Origin of the sequence: Nocardiopsis metallicus, assembly GCF_014201115.1 — a bacterium.
In the GTDB taxonomy this organism is placed as follows: domain Bacteria; phylum Actinomycetota; class Actinomycetes; order Streptosporangiales; family Streptosporangiaceae; genus Nocardiopsis; species Nocardiopsis metallicus.
On record NZ_JACHDO010000001.1, the window covers coordinates 5,276,742 to 5,294,720 of the forward strand.

The 17,979-nt window shown below is 64.2% G+C and carries 15 protein-coding genes and 1 pseudogene; 8 read left to right on the plus strand and 8 right to left on the minus strand.

Annotated elements, in window-relative coordinates:
• Nucleotides 1-105 precede the first annotated feature (105 nt).
• The gene (locus HNR07_RS23095; RefSeq protein WP_312893591.1) at nucleotides 106-1,530 is read left to right on the plus strand and encodes an IS1380 family transposase; all 1,425 of its coding nucleotides are present in this window, start codon (nucleotides 106-108) and stop codon (nucleotides 1,528-1,530) included.
• 244 nt (nucleotides 1,531-1,774) lie between these two features.
• On the opposite strand, the gene HNR07_RS23100 is transcribed toward HNR07_RS23095, so the two are convergent.
• The 5 genes from HNR07_RS23100 to eccD are packed head-to-tail and all read right to left on the minus strand — an operon-like array spanning nucleotide 1,775 to nucleotide 4,621.
• Nucleotides 1,775-2,209, minus strand: coding sequence for a hypothetical protein (locus tag HNR07_RS23100; RefSeq protein ID WP_184366767.1), 435 nt, complete (start codon nucleotides 2,207-2,209; stop codon nucleotides 1,775-1,777).
• On the minus strand, nucleotides 2,172-2,489 hold the full coding sequence (locus HNR07_RS23105; RefSeq protein WP_184366768.1) for a hypothetical protein: 318 nt from the start codon (nucleotides 2,487-2,489) through the stop codon (nucleotides 2,172-2,174). The genes HNR07_RS23100 and HNR07_RS23105 overlap by 38 nt, the downstream gene beginning before the upstream one ends.
• Nucleotides 2,443-2,901 carry a hypothetical protein gene (locus tag HNR07_RS23110; protein ID WP_184366769.1) on the minus strand — a complete coding sequence of 153 codons (459 nt, stop codon included), beginning with the start codon at nucleotides 2,899-2,901 and terminating at the stop codon, nucleotides 2,443-2,445. The genes HNR07_RS23105 and HNR07_RS23110 overlap by 47 nt, the downstream gene beginning before the upstream one ends.
• 47 nt (nucleotides 2,902-2,948) lie before the next feature.
• Nucleotides 2,949-3,257, minus strand: coding sequence for a hypothetical protein (locus HNR07_RS23115; RefSeq protein WP_184366770.1), 309 nt, complete (start codon nucleotides 3,255-3,257; stop codon nucleotides 2,949-2,951).
• Between the two features lie 23 nt (nucleotides 3,258-3,280).
• Complete coding sequence (gene eccD / locus HNR07_RS23120) at nucleotides 3,281-4,621, minus strand: type VII secretion integral membrane protein EccD (protein WP_184366771.1); 1,341 nt, start codon at nucleotides 4,619-4,621, stop codon at nucleotides 3,281-3,283.
• 275 nt (nucleotides 4,622-4,896) lie between these two features.
• Here eccD and eccCa point away from each other — a divergent pair, with 275 nt between their 5' ends.
• The 7 genes from eccCa to HNR07_RS23155 all read left to right on the plus strand — a co-directional run bounded on the left by eccCa (nucleotide 4,897) and on the right by HNR07_RS23155 (nucleotide 15,091).
• Nucleotides 4,897-8,811, plus strand: coding sequence for a type VII secretion protein EccCa (gene eccCa / locus HNR07_RS23125; RefSeq protein WP_246421189.1), 3,915 nt, complete (start codon nucleotides 4,897-4,899; stop codon nucleotides 8,809-8,811).
• Between the two features lie 197 nt (nucleotides 8,812-9,008).
• Nucleotides 9,009-9,350, plus strand: a complete 342-nt coding sequence (locus HNR07_RS23130) for a hypothetical protein (protein WP_184366772.1) — start codon at nucleotides 9,009-9,011, stop codon at nucleotides 9,348-9,350.
• Between the two features lie 17 nt (nucleotides 9,351-9,367).
• The gene (locus HNR07_RS23135; RefSeq protein ID WP_184366773.1) at nucleotides 9,368-9,664 is read left to right on the plus strand and encodes a WXG100 family type VII secretion target; all 297 of its coding nucleotides are present in this window, start codon (nucleotides 9,368-9,370) and stop codon (nucleotides 9,662-9,664) included.
• A gap of 9 nt (nucleotides 9,665-9,673) precedes the next feature.
• Nucleotides 9,674-10,030, plus strand: coding sequence for a hypothetical protein (locus HNR07_RS23140; RefSeq protein WP_184366774.1), 357 nt, complete (start codon nucleotides 9,674-9,676; stop codon nucleotides 10,028-10,030).
• Between the two features lie 51 nt (nucleotides 10,031-10,081).
• Entirely contained in the window at nucleotides 10,082-12,307 is a 2,226-nt protein-coding gene (locus HNR07_RS23145) for a serine/threonine protein kinase (protein WP_184366775.1), read from the plus strand.
• A gap of 137 nt (nucleotides 12,308-12,444) precedes the next feature.
• Nucleotides 12,445-13,584, plus strand: coding sequence for a hypothetical protein (locus tag HNR07_RS23150; RefSeq protein WP_184366776.1), 1,140 nt, complete (start codon nucleotides 12,445-12,447; stop codon nucleotides 13,582-13,584).
• A gap of 373 nt (nucleotides 13,585-13,957) precedes the next feature.
• A complete protein-coding gene (locus tag HNR07_RS23155) occupies nucleotides 13,958-15,091 on the plus strand; it encodes an ISAs1 family transposase (RefSeq protein WP_221318711.1) in 1,134 nt (377 codons plus the stop codon).
• On the opposite strand, the gene HNR07_RS23160 is transcribed toward HNR07_RS23155, so the two are convergent.
• From HNR07_RS23160 to HNR07_RS36180, 3 genes and pseudogenes are all read right to left on the minus strand, one after another.
• On the minus strand, nucleotides 15,043-16,005 hold the full coding sequence (locus HNR07_RS23160; RefSeq protein WP_184366777.1) for an outer membrane protein assembly factor BamB family protein: 963 nt from the start codon (nucleotides 16,003-16,005) through the stop codon (nucleotides 15,043-15,045). The genes HNR07_RS23155 and HNR07_RS23160 overlap by 49 nt on opposite strands.
• Before the next feature lie 55 nt (nucleotides 16,006-16,060).
• On the minus strand, nucleotides 16,061-17,560 hold the full coding sequence (gene tnpC, locus HNR07_RS23165; RefSeq protein WP_221318653.1) for an IS66 family transposase: 1,500 nt from the start codon (nucleotides 17,558-17,560) through the stop codon (nucleotides 16,061-16,063).
• Nucleotides 17,503-17,874, minus strand: a pseudogene (locus tag HNR07_RS36180) (SdpI family protein); the annotation flags it as partial. The pseudogene HNR07_RS36180 and the gene tnpC, both read right to left, overlap by 58 nt.
• Nucleotides 17,875-17,979 lie beyond the last annotated feature (105 nt).

Below are 17,979 nucleotides of genomic sequence, written 5' to 3' on the forward strand. Positions count from 1 at the left end.
CAGCGGAATTGGGAGGACCGACCCCTGACAGCACGAAAGGTGCCCCTACCTGCAAAGATGTGACTGTCTAGGAAACATCACAGCAGAATCAGGAGCACCTTTCTGGTGCACGAGCCTACCTGGGACCACCGCCTGTCCGTGACCGCCAACAGCACCAACCTCGTCGGGCATGCCGGAGCCGTCCTGCTCCGCCAGCTCGCCGACCGCACCGGCCTCACCCGGGCCCTCGCCACAGCCTTGCCCACCAGCACCGCCAACGGCTGGCGGGACCGGGCCACCACCCTGGTCCACCTGGTCATCGCCATCGTGCTCGGCGCCCGCAACCTCTCCGAAGCCGAACGCCTGGGCCTGCACCACCGGCCCGTGTTCGGCCCACCCACTTCCGACTCCACCCTGCGCCGCGCCCTGAACGTCCTCGACGAGAGGGCCCTGGCGGCGATCGCCAAGGCCCGGCGGCAGATCCGCCGCCACGTGTGGACGCTGCTGCACCTGCGCCCCGGCGGGTTCCCCCAAGTGAAGGTCGCGGGCAAACCCCTGAAGGGATGGATCGTGCTGGACGCCGACGCCACGATCATCACCACCACCTCCAACAAGGAAGGGGCCGCACCCACCTTCAAGTCCAGTTTCGGGTTCCACCCCCTGGCCGCCTGGTGCGCCAACACCGGCGAGTGCCTGGCCATGCTGCTGCGCCCCGGCAACGCCGGAGCCAACACCGCGAGCGACCACATCAACGTGCTCACCTGGGCCCTGGATCAGGTCCCCGGCTCTTCCCGGGCCAAGATCCTCGTCCGTATCGACGGAGCCGGCGCCACCCACGACCTCCTCGAGTACCTGGAGAAGCTGAACACCAGCCGCAGGACGGTGCGCTTCACCGTCGGGTGGAAGATCACCACCGCGGACGAGGAGGCGATCGCGAAGATCCCCGAGAGCGCGTGGGAGAGCGCCGTGGACCAGAAAGGCGACCTCCAAGAGGGCTATGAGGTCGCCGAACTGACCGGGCTCAACACCCGCGAAGGCTGGCCCAAGGGGATGCGGCTCATCGTCCGCCGGGTACGCCCCTCCCGCCGCCACACCGCCAAGCTCACCGCCATGGAGAGGAAGACCGGTTGGCGCTACGCCATCTGCGCGACCAACATCAAGCGGATGCATCGGGTGCCGGGCTCCCACCAGGCCCAGTTTCTGGACGCGCTGCACCGAGACCACGCCGAGGTCGAGGATCGGGTGCGCACGAACAAGGCGATGGGGCTCGCGTTGTTGCCGTCATCGTCCTGGCAGGTCAACCAGGCGTGGGTGCTCGCGGCCAACCTGGCCGCGGATCTGGACGCCTGGCTGCGGTTGCTCACCCTGCACGATGCGGAGGACCTCGCGGATGCCGAGCCTGAGAGCATGCGGTTTCGGATCTACCACCTGCCCGCCCGTCTGGCCCGCCACGCCCGCCGCCGCTTCCTGCGTATCGAACGGTCCTGGCCCTGGGCGGAGGCGTTCACTACCTGCTGGCAGCGGTTGACCGCTCTGCCGACCCTCACCTGAGGATCGGGACCTGATCCGACGAGCAGCAGGAAGGAGGGAGCACGCAGTTCCGGGGTTCGTGGAGCCCGGCGCGCACCGCGGCGTCACGCGAGGGCTCGTTCCTGCCCGGACCAGGGACACCATGGGCGAAGTGCCGGATCAGAAGACGCGATCAGACCCCTGACGAATCCGGGCCAGGGCTCCGTTGTTGTGTGTGGGGTCTTCTACTGGATCGCTGCAGGCTTGTGATCAGTGATAACGCTACTCATCCCCGACTTTGCAACAGCCCTGCGATAACCCTGGATACAGTCGCAGTGATACTGGCAGAGATCTCGGTTCCTCCTTGAATATTGGTGTTAGCGGAAGACAGAAGAACATCGAGTTCTTTCAGAGGGGTAGTCCCGTACGGGAGCATGGAATCAGGAGGGCCTCCTGCAGCTTCCACAATATCTTCAGGGAGGTAGTCCATGCCTCCCCCGATAGACTCATCTGAAAGAAGTAGTGTTGAATTTGCCACCTGTCTTTCTATCTCGAACATTAGTTTGTCATCGATATGGTCACTCGACCTCATTTCAACCATGAAATCAAGAAGCCTTGGAGGTTCCCCGCTTGCCGCCCCTAGGCCATTGACAAAGTTATCGAAAAATTCGAGCTCGCTTTCACTAAGTTCTTTCCCCCCCCTCTTGGGCTTTTTGTGCACGCGAGACCATTGTCGCAACAATCGCCAACACACCTTCGTTTCCTTCCAACTGATCCAAATGGAAATCTTCTCCATTGAGAACAGCTTCGGCGATGTAATCAGCAGCCTCGCTTCCAGCATCCCCGTCAATTACCAGATAATCAATATCTTCGGTAACATAGTATCCGATATCGCCAATATATCCTCCCTCTGCAAGTTTCCTCAGTGTCTCAGGCGTTGGTCCTTTCTCTAGATCACTTGCTGTTTCCTGGCATTTTCCTTTCGAACTCTTCCCAGGCAAGTCCTGCCTCCGTGTTGTACAGGTTGGTAATATTGCTTGTTTCAGCAGCTATTTCTTTTGCGGTGGTTGCATCTTCATAATTTGATTCATCATTGAGTGCTGCACTCAGCCTAATTTTAATATCTTCGATTTTGCCTTCATACCATTCTACATCTTCTATCGCTTTTCCAAGAATGCCGAAAGAATGAATGCAGGCAAGCATTGCATTTTCCCACGCCTCTCGATTGTTTCCTGCAACCTCTTTCAATCCTTGCCCGATCAGGCCATCAAAATGATTTGATGCTGGCTCCGTGATCGTGTAGTACTCATCCGATCTCCCACTGATGGACGCAAGCAGCACATCCCACTCTTCTTGACATTCTTTGAGTTCTCCGACATCCCACTCGCAAGGTGTATAGGAAAGCAAGGACATATTACTCCTAAAATTCTAGCCTGTCCAATATCTTGCAGTCTAAAAGATCAAATAGGAACATTCACTCCATCGAACGTATCCACGGCCTGGTCCTCCGTACTCGAGATATCTTCTGCGGAAGACTGGATATTCCCAGAAATAATATCCGCCTGCTCTTTGATGGAATTCATATACTCAATATACTTGTTTCCAAAAGAATCCCAAGTATCTAGGCCAGGATCTTTGGACGTGGCACTCTTGCACCTCTCCTGGATATCCCTGAAATCCTCCGGAAGATCGTGAAGTTGAGCGGCTGCACTCTCTGACGAACGCCCAACACTGTGGGCTTCTTCTGGACGTGCGCTTACTTGAGACATTTCACTCCTTAAGAATTTATTTTCTAGATAGCCCCGGTACGGGCTGCCACGAAGTCGAAAAGGCCCATGGACCAAGCGAAGGCCGGGAACATCGCGATGACGACGACGATCTCGGTCCAGTTGAGGATGCGACGCAGGGACGCCCTCGGGACGTCGGTGAGGCGGATGCTGCTCAGGATGCCGACCGTCACACACAGAAGCAATACAGCGAGAGGCAACCAGGGGCCAAGAACTGGGTAGTGGCCGATTGTGGCCACCCCTGTCGCTCCGATTCCGATGACACTCGCAAGGCGCAGGGGCAGTACGTGGCGGATGCGGTCGAAGAGGCGGGACCTCAACAGCATGAGGGCCGAGAGCAGGCCGCACAGCAGCAGGTCAGGCAAACCCTGTGACAGGTAGGCGAGCAGGGCCAGCACGATGGCCATACTCACTCCTGCTCCGGTGACGACACCGAGCAAGAGGCGGTCGCTGGTACTGAAGGTGTCGTCAAAGCGGTCCGTGGCGACCTGCCCCGAGCGGCCGACCTCGTAGTCAAGGCCGGAAAGGCCACCCATGACCATCGCCGCACGGGGAAGCGCACCAACGCACAGGGCCAGGACGAGTGCCATGGAGCGGACGCCCTGGACGGGTTCGACGAAGATCCCGACAGCTACCAGCACTCCGGAGGCCAGAGCGAGCACACCGAGGCCGGCGATGTAGGCCAGACCCGTCTTGTCCAGTGCCCAACCGATGACCGCCACCAACAGCGCGCCCGAAAGCGCGAAGGCTGCCAGGACCAGCCAGTTCGCGGTGGTCAGCAGCTGGCCTGCCAGAAATGCAGTGACCGATCCCCATACACAGGCCGCGGAGAAGAGAATGTGTGCCACTGCGGGAAGAGGCCTGCGAGCGGCGTAGACCATGACGGCCAACGAGAAGGCGGTACCCAGCGAGGCGATCGCTAGATGGCCGGAGGAAGGCCTCAACCACATCATGAGGGCGAGCATCAGCAGGGGCGCCACGGCCGCCGTGATCAGGCCGAAGGCGAGGGTAGACGTGGGGGTCCAGATCCACGATCCCTCGTCGACCTTGTCCTCCACCGCGCCCCGAACGTCATCCACGAACTCAGGGCGTCCGGGCGCGCTCTGCCGATTCAGCGTGAGCACGTCACCGTCGTAGATTCCCGCACCCTCCAGCGGTTCGTCGGCGTGGACGGGGTCACCGTCGATCGTGCTCAGAGTCCAAGCGCCCGGTTCGGTGCCCTCGTCCTCCGTCACGCAGACCTCGATGATCCGAGGCATCAGCGTCGCAACGGGAACTGTTCCGGGAAGGGCCAGGTCAGCCCACTTGCTGGGGCCGGTGACCGTGACCCGGCAGTATCCACTCACACCAAGGGTTCCTTTGTTCTCGACCTGGGGGCTGGGGGTGCCCCAGGGGTGGGGCTGTCGTGAATGGGATGATTCACGGTGTTCGCGAGATTATCCTCAGGGTAGTCACCCAGACACCCAGCCCCCAAAGGTGGACGGAAGAGAGAAAACTGTGGCGACCAGACCGGTCCCCCGGCCAGCCCGCAGCACTCCCCCCCTCTCCTGGGGAGAACCCCCTGGTCATGGCGACGCCTCCGCAGATGCCGGAGAACCCCCCTGCTGGCAGCTCCGGGGCGATGATCATCATGCCGATCATCACCGGCTCGGGTTCCCTTCTGATGTCCATCACCATGGGCCACCGGCCGATCATGGCCGTCGCGGGCGTGATGATCATGGCGGCCAGCGTCATCATCGGCATCATCATGTTCATGGCGCAGTACAACGGACCGCGCAAACGCATCCGTGAGCAGCGCGAGCGCTACGTCGACTACCTGGACCAACTCCGCGAGATCATCCGGGACGTCGCCTCGACACAACGCGTGGACAACGCCTTCCGTCATCCGGACCCGAAGTTCCTCATCGACCCCGCACGCTCACGTCTGCGCAGGTGGGAGAGGCGACAAAGCGATCCGGACTTCCTGGACCTCCGCGCTGGTTCGGGTATCCGCCCTCTTGCCCGCCGACTCAAGCTCAAAGTCGACACGTCGAACCCGCTGATCGTCTACGACCCGGTCTGTCAGGGCTCCGCCGAACAGCTCATCGACTTGTACGCCAACGTCCCCGAGATGCCGCTGGTCATCCCCCTCCGTGAACACGGGGTCGTCTCGATCGTGGGAGACCGTACGGCGGGACGTGGACTAGTCCGGTCCCTGGTCGCCCAGATGGCGACCTTCCACTCACCGCACGATCTTCGTGTGGGGGTGGTCCGGGACAAGAAGCTGCAAAAACACTGGGAGTGGCTCAAGTGGCTGCCCCACAACACCTTCGAGGACCAAAAGGACGGGCCGCTCCCCGCCCGCCTCATCACCGGCAACACCATGCAGATGGGTGAGCTGCTGGCCGAGGAGATCGAGTCACGCACGGTGGATCTCCAGCGACGCAGGGGCGCACCCCCAGGTCCGGGGACCAGGCGACTCGTGATCATCCTGGACGGTGAACACCAGTCGACCCTCTCCGGCCTCCAGGCAGAGCCTCCGGTCAATTCCCTGGCTGACATCGGAATCCACGTGATCGCTCTGGTGAGCGATCACCGCGAGGAGCCCGAAGCCGTCGACCTGCGCCTGCGAGTCGACGCGGACGGTCATCTCACCGAGGACAGCGGTCCGGTCCCCTCTGGAGAGTCCGAACACGTTCCGTTGGAGGGTAAGGCGGACAGTTCCAGCATCGCGCACCTGACCACGTTGTCCCGAAGCCTGGCACCGTACGGCATCGCCACGGCTGACGAGGACGACGCCATGCACTCGACAGTGGGTCTGCCCGAGATCCTGGGTGTGCCCGACGTAGCAGAGCTGGACACCCGGAAGTCCTGGAAGACCCGGAGCACCGGCGACTACCTCCGAGTTCCCATCGGTGTGGGCCCTCACGGCAACGTGGTCCTGCTGGATCTCAAGGAATCAGCGTTCGGTGGTATGGGACCGCACGGTCTCGTGGTCGGTGCCACTGGTTCGGGTAAGTCCGAGATGTTGCGGACCCTGCTCGCCTCGCTGGTGATCAACCATCCGCCTGAACAGCTCTCCCTGCTGCTGGTGGACTTCAAGGGTGGCGCGACCTTCGCCGACACTGACCGGCTGCCGCACAGTTCCGGCCTGATCACCAACCTCGCCGACGACGACTCCCTTGTCATGCGGTTCCGCGAGGCCACCTATGGCGAGCTGACTCGGCGCCAGCAGGTGCTCAAGGCGGCGGGCAACCTGCCCAACCTGCATGCCTACGAGGAAGAGCGAAGCAGGAACCCGGAGCTGGAGCCGCTCCCGCACCTGCTCATCATCATCGACGAGTTCTCCGAACTGCTCACAGCACACCCCGACTTCGCGGAGCTGTTCGTGGCCATCGGCCGGATCGGTCGTTCCATCGGTGTGCACCTGCTGCTTGCCACTCAGCGACTGGATTCCGGCAAGCTCAAGGGCTTGGAGTCGCATCTGTCCTACCGGATCGGTCTGCGAACCTTCTCTGAAGCTGAGAGCCGCGAGGCTATCGGCGTCGGCGATGCCTATCACCTGCCGCCCGAGCCCGGTTCCGGTTATCTGAAAGTGGACACCTCGGTGTTCGAACGGTTCAAGGCCGCCATGGTGTCCCAGCAGTATGTACCGCCCGTCGAGGATGACGAATCGGAGCAGGAAGCCCCCATGCTGCCCCTTCTCTCCTTCAATGGACTGGACAAGGCGATGGGAACCAATGCGCTCGTCCAATCCCTAGTCGGTTCACTCAGTAAGGGCGAGGACAGCAAGCCCGAAGACAAACAGGTGTCAAACCGCACCACGCTCCAGGTGACCATCGACCAGATCATCGCCTCGGGAGCCGAACGCGTGCGGCCAGTCTGGCTACCTCCCCTTCCTGAGGCGCTCACTCTGGACACGGTCCTGGAGTACCTGGGCGAAAGGGAAGACCTGGAAGGCGAGGGAGTACCTCCGGACCCCTCAGAGGCGAGGGCTGTCTTCGGTCTCATGGACATCCCACGGGACCAGCAAGTCGTTCCCGCAGAACTTGACTTCACCGGTGGTGAAGGAAACGTCGTGTTCCTCGGCGGGCCGCAGTCCGGCAAGTCGACCCTGTTCAGGACCATGATCGCGAGCCTGGCCTGGCGTTATCCCCCCGGCCGGGTCGCAGTGTACGCAATCGACTTCGGCGGTGGTGCGCTCCAGGCCATGGAGGATTTGCCGCACGTGGCCGGTGTGGCCGGACGGGCTGACCCTGAGCGGGTACAGCGCATCCTGGTCGATGTCAGGACCCAGCTCGAACGACGGCAGCGCATCTTCCGCAAGTACAAGCTGGACTCTCCCGCAGCCCTGCGTCAGGCCCGCGCCGAGGGAAAGATACCCAGCAGTGTCGTCGGGGATCTGTTCCTCATGGTCGATGGCTGGTCCTCCGTTCGGGATGTCTTCGACGAGGCCGACGATCTCGTGATGGACATCGCCACACGTGGGCCGTCCCTCGGAGTGCACACGATCCTCAGCGGTGCGGCCAACTCCCAGATCCGCTCACGCCTCCAGGCGCTCTTCGGCGGCCGCCTAGAGCTGCGTCTGAGCGACCCCATGGACTCCGGTATCGGTCGAAAGCCCGCCGACTCCATCCCCAAGGACCGGCCGGGACGTGGTATCGATGCGGAGGAACGGCAGTTCCACGTCGCTCTGCCCCGCGTGGACGGCATCGCCGACAGCGAGAGCGTCACCGACGGCATCCAGGACCTGATCAAGAGGGTGAAGGACCGCTGGCCGCAGGAAGCGGTGCAAGGGGTCAAGACCCTCCCGGAGAAGGTCGACCTCGCCACGGTCATCAAGGGGCACAAGATGACGCGCAGGCGCAACGAGCTTGTTCTGGGACTGGCCGAAAGCACACTCGCCCCTGCACACACCGACCTGGCGAAAGAGCCACACCTCCTCGTCTTCGGCGATCCACAGTCAGGGAAGAGCGCGTTCCTCCGAGGATTGGTGAAGCAGATCATCCAGCGCCCCGCGGAAGAGGTCGGGGTGATCATGGTGGACTTCCGACGCAGCCACCTGGAGCTGGTCCCCGAGGATCACCTGCTCGCGTACTGCACGAATCTGGAGCAGACAGCGAAAGTCGCCAAGCAGTTGGCCGGTTCGCTACACGAACGCCTCCCCGGACCAGATGTGACGCCCCGCCAGCTTCGCCAGCGCAGCTGGTGGAAGGGGCTGGACCTGTACATCGTGGTGGACGACACGGACATGCTCGGCACCCGGAGCAGCCCCCTGGCTCCGCTGGTTCCCTACATCGCGCAGGGCTCGGACCTGGGGTTGCACCTCATCATGGCCAGGCGCACGGGTGGTGCGGCCCGAGCCATGTACGAGGCCACATTCCAAGCGATGACCGACATGGGCACACCTGGCGTGCTGTTCTCTGGTGACCGAAGGGAAGGCCGTATTGCCAACGGTGTGTTCTCTAGAGAACTCCCGTCAGGGCGCGCACAATTGGCGTTGCGTGGACGTCGCCCGGAACTTCTCCAGACCGGGTGGAGTGATCCGCCAGCATGATTTCCATAACGCTTGACAGCGTTGAACCAGCAGGCAATCCATCACCCCGAAATAGATCACTAAATAAATATCCCCCATTGACTCCGACTAGACGACGCACTATTCTCACCACCGAGGAGTGGATTCAGACACCTTCACCTCAGTAACATTTTTAATCACCAACCCACAGTCTCGAAACTTAGAACGAAAGGGAAGACGTGAGCGGCAACAACCTTAACCTTCAGGAATCCAGTGCTTTCGGCGAAAACAGCCAGGCGACGATGGACAATTCCGACGAGATGAGCAACGCAGTGCGGATTCTCATTTCTGAGATAGAAACGCTCTCCAGGGCCATCGATGGACCCGTGGGAGACAAACTAAAGAACGGCATTGAAGGCCTGACAAATTGCTTCAACGACCTTCTAGGTTGGTGCATCCGAAATGGCATGAACATGTCGGACGCACACCAGCTCCTTGGGCAGACAGAGCATGACTCCATGGAAATCCTAGATAAAGAGACAAGCAAAACAGACGCCCTCACCCGAAGCGTTAACGCCTAATCCAAAAAGGAGAGAACATGGCCTCCGACAGGCACTTCAGCCACACCGGGGAAATGCAGAATGTCTCGGACGACCTCACAAATATTCGAGACCGATTTGAGCAGATCATGGGAGCCCTAGAGGCGACCGCCGCGAACACCCACAGCGTATGGGAGGGCGCGGGCGAAGAGAACGCCAAAACCAAAACTGAAGAATTCAACGAAGAATTCAATAATGTACAGGAAGCCTTCAGAGGCATGATTGGGGCGAACGACGAAGTGACTGCACAAATGGTCAACATGCACGCCCGACTCAACAAGACATTCGAGATGTAAACTCACCCGATGTCCACCATCACCCCTTCTCCTACCCCGGCCGATCCCGATCCGCAGCTTCCCGAGGCGTTCCACTACACCCCTGACGAGGAGAAGTACGTCCTCCAGGCGGACGCCCTGCGACACCGGCAGCTGAGGTCGGCTCTTCTCTACGGCTCCAGTCGTTACTGGCGTCGCAGGCAGCGGGTATGGCCAGCGGTGATCGGTGGTCTCATCCTCACTGCCTTGGTCTGCGGGGTCATCGCCCTCATCGGTGCCTTCGGTCGACAGCAGGACCTCAACGAGGAACGCGGGATCGGGCAGTTCAGACAACCTCCGCCCCAGAGTTCCGTCGTTGAGGCTCCGCTGCTGCCGGATCTCTCCTGATGCCCTGACCTTGCCTCTTATCTCCCACCACGAACAGGGGGTCGATCTCTCGTGTCCGACTCCGCACCCGCCCCTTGGGCTCCTGGGTACGAAACGTCCGAGCTGCTGCGGCAGGGGCGTCGTGCCCGGATCGTGCGCGCCACCCGCACCACCAGCGGGGCCGACGTCGTGCTCAAGGTGCTGCCCGCGGAAGCTGGACGGGCTGAGCTCGATCAGCTGCGGCAGCTCGGTGGGGTCACCGGTGTCGTCCCCCTGTTGGACGCCGGGACCACCGCCGAAGGCGACATGTTCGTGGTGCTCCCGTTCTACTCGGACGGTTCCTTCGCCGACATGCTTTCCCGGGTGGGCCCCGCGCCGATCCAGGAGGCAGCGGCGGTCGCCCGCAGTGTGGCGGGCGCGCTGGGAGCCATGCACGCCCGCGGGTTGACGCACAATGACGTCACCCCGGGCAACGTCCTGCGTGCCGGGCGCACCCCCGTGCTCACCGGGTTCGGTGCGGTGCGTCCGGCTAGCGAGGCCCTGCCCCCGCCGCCACCTTCGGCTGAAGCCTTCCTGCACTCCGCACCGGAGGCGCTGCGCGGGGAGCCGCGCGGCCCCGCCTCCGACGTCTACCAGCTCGCTTCCACAATCTGGACGATGCTGGTCGGTCACGCTCCCTTCGCGCCGACCGACGGTGCGCCCTTCGATCCGCAGGTCTACGCGAACCGGGTTCTCAACGAGGCCCCGAAGCCGGTTCCCCGTCAGGACATCTCTCGTAAGCTGCGCGGTGTCCTGAACCGGGGCCTGGCCAAGCAACCCGACGATCGGTACCCGAACGCGGCGGCGTTCAGCGCGGCCTTCGAGCAGGCGCGGACCTCACGACCCGCGACCACGATCTCGGCGACCGGTGGCAGCGCCTCGCTGGCTGACGCCCAGGCTCCGAGCACAGGCCCGCAGCGGCCGCAGACCGGACCTCAGCGCCCTCCTGCCAGGCCACAACAGCCTCCGGTGAGACCGCGGGAAGCCCCTGCGGGGCCACTGCCAGGGGTTCAGCCCCCGCAGAGCGGGCCCCAGCGGCCGATTCCTGGACCACAGCATCCGCCTTCGGGACCCCAGGTTCCGATGAGCGGGCCACAACAGCCACTTTCTGGGCCCCAGCTCCCGGGGCCCCAGATTTCCGGTCCGCAGTTGCCTCCTTCAGGGCCTCAGGTCCCGATGAGTGGGCCTCAGCGTCCGATGAACGGACCCCAGGCCCCTCCACCCTCTGCTCCTGGGTTCGCCCCTGTCCAGCCGCCGCCCGTGCAACCGCAGGATCCCTTCGAGCAGGGTTCCGAGTCCTGGTTCCCGGCCGAGCAGCCTGCTGAAACGCCTGCCGACCCCCAGCTCCGGTTGGAGAACGCGGGGCGTCTGCGCCCGCCGAAGCGGGACCTGCCCACCCCGGAGGAGCGCGAACTTCACGGCGCTGTGCCCGTCGAGGCACCCAACAGCACCGCCGACATCATGATGGCCCGGCTCCGCGGTGAGGAGATCTCACCGCTGCGGGCCTGGTCCCGGTTGGAGGGTTGGACCGGTGACGCCGAGGACTCCTATCTCCCCGTGGACGAACCGGCGGAGAGCGATTCCGCAGACCCGGAGTGGGGCCCCCTCCACCAGTCCGAGCTGGACCAGCCCCGATGGCGCCGTCACCTGCACATCGGGGTGACGGTCTGCGGCATCCTCCTGGTCACCGCCACCTCCAGCGTGTTCGCGGCGACAGGATCTCCGGAACCGATCGCGGTCGCGGCCGAGGAAGAGGAGACCGAGGAGGAAGCGGTCGCCGAGGACAAGCCCGAGCCTGTGGCCGAGCCTTCGCCATTTCCGGAGGTGACGCCTCCCTCCGAGGTGAGGCTGGAGGACACGCTCAGTGCGGTCACGCTGACCTGGTCGGATCACACCGGGGGTACGGGGTCGTACTTCGTACTGGGCGGGCGGCAGGGCCATGATCCGATGACGTTGGCTCGGACCGGGCCCGGTGCGGTGACGGCGCAGGTTTCCACCGAGGACACCGGGGCCGAGTACTGCTTCACCGTGGTGGCCGTCGACGGCGGTTCCGCTCCGGCGGACGAGGTGTGCACGACCCGGGCCGCTGCGCGGGCCGAGGCCGAGCGTTTGGCCGAGGAGGAGGCCGCGGCCGAGGAGGAAGAGGAAGAAGAGGACGAGGTAGAGGACGACGAGGACGAGGATCCGCCAGCGGAGCCCAGCGCGAACGCCGCCGGTCCGATCGAGGTCCGTCCGCCCAGCTCGGGTGGCACCACCTGACCTCGCTGCCCGGAGTTCTGCTTCGGGCACTCCGCGCTTCTCCCCCTATAACGTGAGAGATCGGGAGAACTCTGACGCCACGTGGGTGATCCCACGCTCTGGAACCACTCGCTCACCTCTCCCCCGAAAGGCGATCCATGCGGCGCTCACTCGCCTTGGCTTCGGTCGTGTGTCTGCTTGCCGTGACGGCGTGCGAATCCTCCTCGGATTCCTCCGACGGGTCGCCCGGCACGGTCGAGGAGCTCGCCGAGGAGGGGCTGGTCGGGTTGGCCCTGGTGCACCGGGGTTTCGAGGGCGGGGACCCGGAGACCGATCAGGTCCTGGTCTTCCACAACCCCGACACCGGTACCCCCGTGCAGCGGATCGACCTGCCGGACGGGGCCCTGGACCCGATGGCTCCCGCGCTGCCGGTGCACAAACAGTTCTCCGAGAACTGGCAGTACTTCGCCTTCGCCACGTCTGAGCCGAACGCCGTGCACCTGGCGGTACTGACCGACCCGCAGGAGTCCGAGGGTGAGGGCGAGGAGTTCTCCTACCAGCCGGTCGAGTCGATCCCGGCGAGCGGAGAGGAGACCCTGTCCGAACCGGTGATCCACGGGGAGCGGCTCTGGTTCGTCTCCGCGCAGGGCGCTGGCCAGCCGCCCCAGGTGAAGTCAGTGCCGTTGGAGGCACCCGCGGGCACCCCCAACCAGGAGGGGAGCCTGGCGCTGGGCGAGGGGCAGCGGCCCAGCGACTGGACGCTCACCCCGGACGGGTCCCTGCACATCCGCAACAGCGTCCCCACCGAGCAGGTGACCGGCGGCGAGGGCAACCTCGTGGTCCGCTCGACGAACGGCAGCGTCGTCAACGCCACCCTCACCACCGGAGGGGAGCAGTGGCAGACCTTCGACGACGCCCCCGTGTGGGGCGGGGAGAGGACCCTGCTCCGCCCGGACGGCAACGGTGGCGACGGCCCCAGGGGCGCCTACCTGCTGGATATCGAGGGCCAGGGGCACTCGGTCACGAGGCTGCTGGAGGACGAACCCGGACCGGTCGTGCAGTACGCCCTGGCTCCGGAGCGGGACGCGATCCTGCTCCAGACCGAGGAGAAGTGGTTCCGGGTGGACCTGGAGGACGGCTCGGTGACCGAGACCGAAGAGGCATTCCCCCGCTACCACGACACCTCGATGGACGGCTGGCCCCTGGCCGTGCGCTGGTCCCAGGAACCGCCCGCGGATCCCAGCGAGGAGCCGAGCGAGGACGCTTCCCAGAGCCCGGCTTCCACCTCCAGCCCTTAGAAAGCTCTCCGTGTAGGACAGAACGGCAGGACGACCCCACCGGCCGCGATGGCCTTGTCAGTAGCCCTCCTCCTGGTCAACGGGTGTTCGGTTTTCGATGACATCGCCTCCGATGAACCCACGCTGGGATCCTGACCATCCCCTTGGCGCTCATCACCGCTGTCTCTGTCTGCCGCATCGTCACCGTCTCGGCGAAGGGCGTTCTACCGGAATCCGCCCCACACGTCAGGGTCCCGCCGCAGGGCTCCGGCAAAGTCGGGTTGTAGGGATGTGACCTGCGTCTTCGTAGGGCGAACAAGCAGAAGCGGGCGTGTCCGACCCGGTTGGATGGAAGTTCTTCACGCTTTCGCCCAACCGAGGAACACGCCCGCGAATGTCATCGTCTCACCCCGGCGAGCTCATCGTCGAGCCCGTCTCCCGCCAGGATCACCTGATCCAGGTCCTTCAAGGTGTGCCCGACCCACGCAAACCCCGCGGACGACGCCACACCCTGGCCGCGCTGATCGCCGTGGCCGTCTGCGCGACCCTGGCCGGAGCCAAAGGGTTCACCGCGATCGGCCAGTGGGCCGCCGAGACCACCACCCACACCCTCACCGCCCTGGGCATGCTCCGGGGAGCCGCCGACGAGGCGACCTTTCGCCGCACCTTCGCCCGCTTGGACGCCGACCTGCTCGATCAGGTGCTGGGCGCTTGGGCCGCCACCCGCCTGATGGTGGTCAACGGGCTGCGGGTCATCTCCTTGGACGGCAAGACCCTGCGCGGTGCCCGTACCGGAACCGAACGGGCACCGCACCTGGTCGCCGCCTTGTGCGGCACCACCACCCTGGGCCAGGTCGCGGTGGACGCCAAAAGCAACGAGATTCCCGCCGTGCGGGACCTGCTCGGCCTCCTGGACATCGACGGAGCGGTCGTCACCCTTGACGCGATGCACACCCAGACCGACACCGCTACCACCATCCGGACCGGGGGCGCCCACTACGTCTTCACAGTCAAGGCCAACAACAAAAACCTGTACGCCCAGCTCAAGAAGGTGCCGTGGAAGCACGTGCCCGTACACACCACACGCGATACCGGGCACGGCCGCAAAGAGACCCGCACCATCAAGACCGCCCAGGTCCCGGCATGGGTCACCTTCGAAGGCGCCGCTCAGATCGCCCAGCTACGCCGCACCACCTGGCGCAAGAAGTCCAAGGGCTCACCCAAACGCAAGAGCGTGGAGGTCGTCTACCTGATCACCTCGGCCGACCACCGCGTTGCTCCTGCGTTGGTGCTGTCCGGGTGGGTGCGCCAGCACTGGGGGATCGAGAACAAGCTCCATCACGTGCGGGATGTGACCTACGACGAGGACCGCTCCCAAGTGCGCACGGGCAGCGCTCCCCAGGTCATGGCGACCCTGCGCAACACCGCGATCGGACTGCTGCGAGCAGCCGGGTTCGACAACATCGCCCAGGCCAACCGTCACATGATCCGCGACGAGGCTCGCCCACTCAGACTCCTACAGACCTGACTTTGCCGGAGCCCTGGGTCCCGCCGTAGCACGTCGTTCAGCAGAGCCTGCAGATTTCCGCCCATAACAAGATCTCCGGTGCCCCATTCCTGGGTCGATCCGGGAAGTCCTCCATTGACCAATGGAACGGCTTCTTCCACCTCGCCGAGGCTAACCAACCCCTCCTCTAGGAACAGTTCGGCCGCCGCCAGGGCGAATCTGCCCCGAGCATTCTGCGCATCCTCCACCAGGAGGACGTGCCCAGGGAGTTGATCCGATTCGGACTGCGGCGGAAAATACCCCAGAGAACTGGTGTCCCGATCGATGTGCGCGCCTTCGGCCTGCTGCACATAACCGTCGACCCAGCCGCCGTTCACCAGGCTCCTCACCGGATCCGTGCTTGATCCCGGAACCGTTCGCGGGGTGAGGGGTAGCAGCTCCGGAACCTCCGTACCGGCCCAGCTCCGGGCATCCCACAGCCGACCGGTCTCGGCCGACAGCTCGACTAGCTTCACCTGGTCGCCACAGACGCTCACCAGGGCCACCCGCATGCCCACAGCCTCGGCTGCGGAATCGGCGCACCCCTCGCCAGGGCCGTCATAGGACCACAGTTGCCTGTCCTCATCCAGGGAGTACGCGGTCACGCGTCCGTCATCCGAGAACTCGATCCTGGAATGCGCGGCCAGCACGGACACCAGATCCGCCGGAGACTTCTTAGACCAATGTGCCGCGACAGACTCCCCGGTTTGCGACTCCAGCACCATCCAGCGTGTTTGCCCGGAGAAGAGTCCCGCCCCCTCGTGGGCCAGCACCACTCGTTCGCCGTCCGCGGTGACACCCGCCGCGATGGATCCGCCGAAATCGAAACGGCTCCACATCTCACGGACGGAACCGGTGTCGAAATGGGCGATCGCGTCGTCGAAGACCACCAGCACGCCGTAAGCATTCAGAAGGCGTTGGGGACTGCGGAGGGTAGATGGCCTTAGCTGGTCAGGCGGAGGCGGGGATGGGCGGCATCCACAACTGTCCGGTGAACGCCCGGCGCAGCGCTTCGAACGCGCTCACCCCGTGCTTGCGGGCCGAGTCGATGTAGGAACGCACCCCGAGCCAGGCCGCCGCCCCCTGACGGGACTGGTGGCAACCGGAGATCTTCACCTGGGTCTTGAGGGGTCTGAGCGCTCTTTCGGCGAGGTTGTTGGTGAAGGGCACCAGGTGGGGCCGGTCGGAGAAGCCCAACACCTGCTCGGCCCGCTCCCGCAGACGCTCGAGCAGGTTGCGGGCCGGTGATTGCTTCCTTCCTTGGGCCCGGGGATGGCAGGACAGCCCGACCGCGATGCCGTGGTGGAACAACTCCCCTTGGGCCAGGAGCACCCCGGCGGGGATGTGCTCGGCCTGGCCGCAGCGCACACGCCCCGCCTCGCGGGCCAAGGTGGCCAGCGCGGACCGGATCTGACGGTGCCAGTGCTGGCCGGGGTGGTCCTGTTCGGCAGCGGTGAGCTCGCGGATCAGGTGCGCCCCGCACAGCTGGTGGGCGCACGTGTAACCCGAGTACAAGGCCAAGGAGTCGTGCACCAGGGTGCCGGTAAAGCCCGGCAGTACCCCCAACGTGTTCGCCCCGGCTCGTGAACGCGGAGCTAGACCCAGCAGGGTCAGGTGCTCGTTGCAGGCCACATGCAACCAGCACCGTTGGTCCTTGATGCGGGTGGTGGTCTCATCGGCGTGCAGCACGTGGGCCAGGGTGAGCAACGCCCGGATCAGGTTGAGGCTGTCGCTGACCAGAGCATGGGCCTCGCCCAGTAGATGCGACACCCATCCGGTGGAGACCTTCGCGCCGGTCAGGTCGTTGATGAGCTGTGCGGTGCGCTCCACCGGGATGTGCTGGAACACGAGCAGGTAGACGGCCAGGGTGCGCAGGTGGGGGCCGTAGGAGGAAGGGGAGGCGGCCAGTTCCTGGGGCATCGCTGCTTGGGTGATGCTTCCGCACTGGCACGCGCAGGTGTGGGCGCGGTGCTCACTCACCTGCACCGTGACCAGGGGGATGTCGCGGACCTGACGGCGCTGGTAGCCAATGGAGGAGGCCGGGTCCAGCTCGGCGTGGCACCCGGTGCAGGTGGCGGGCAGATGGTCGTGGACCTGGTCGGGGTTTTCGACCATAGGCAGTCCGAAGCCTTCAGCGCCTGGTTGGCGTCCGCGTTTGCGGGCGCTCTTCTTGGCGGGTGCGCGTTCGGGCTTGTCGAACAGGTCCGAGGAGGGTGGCAGGGAGGAGTTGCCGGAGTTGCGTCCCAGGCGGCGTTCGAGCTGCGCGACCCGGGTGGTCAGACGCGCGTTGTCGGCTCGGAGCTGTTCGTTCTCGGCCTTGAGGCGGGTGATCTCTTCGGTCTGCTGGGCCAGGTGCTGGCGCAGGGCGGTGTTTTGTTCGTGGAGCACACCGATCAGCGCGAGCAGGTCCTCACGCGAGGCGGTCTCCAGTCCCGACGGCATGGTGGACATCGTGCCTGGTCCAGTGTCGCCCTGTCAGGCGAACCCAGCAACTGAATGCTTACCTTGGATCCGTGCTTGTCGGCAATAATGGCGGCCACGATGAGAATCACCACCAGCACCAGGAAACCAGTGCCTGGAATGAGCATGAAAGCATCACCCACACCACCGGAAGTCATTCCATACACCGCCGACGCCAGCGAGAGAAACGTGATGAAATATCCAGTGAAAGCACCGGAAAGCAGCCACGGGCCCGCGGCCCGGTGACCCGACCGCCAAGCCGCGTCAGAAGCCGTGGTGATCCTTGTCCTGATCCCGACAGCGGAGTTCCGATCGAGGGATCCGTTTTCCGTGGCACTCTTGACGTAGTAGGGTCGGACCGTGGCGCCTTACCGTGATCACTCACGACAGGTTTCCACGGCCCGCCCTCC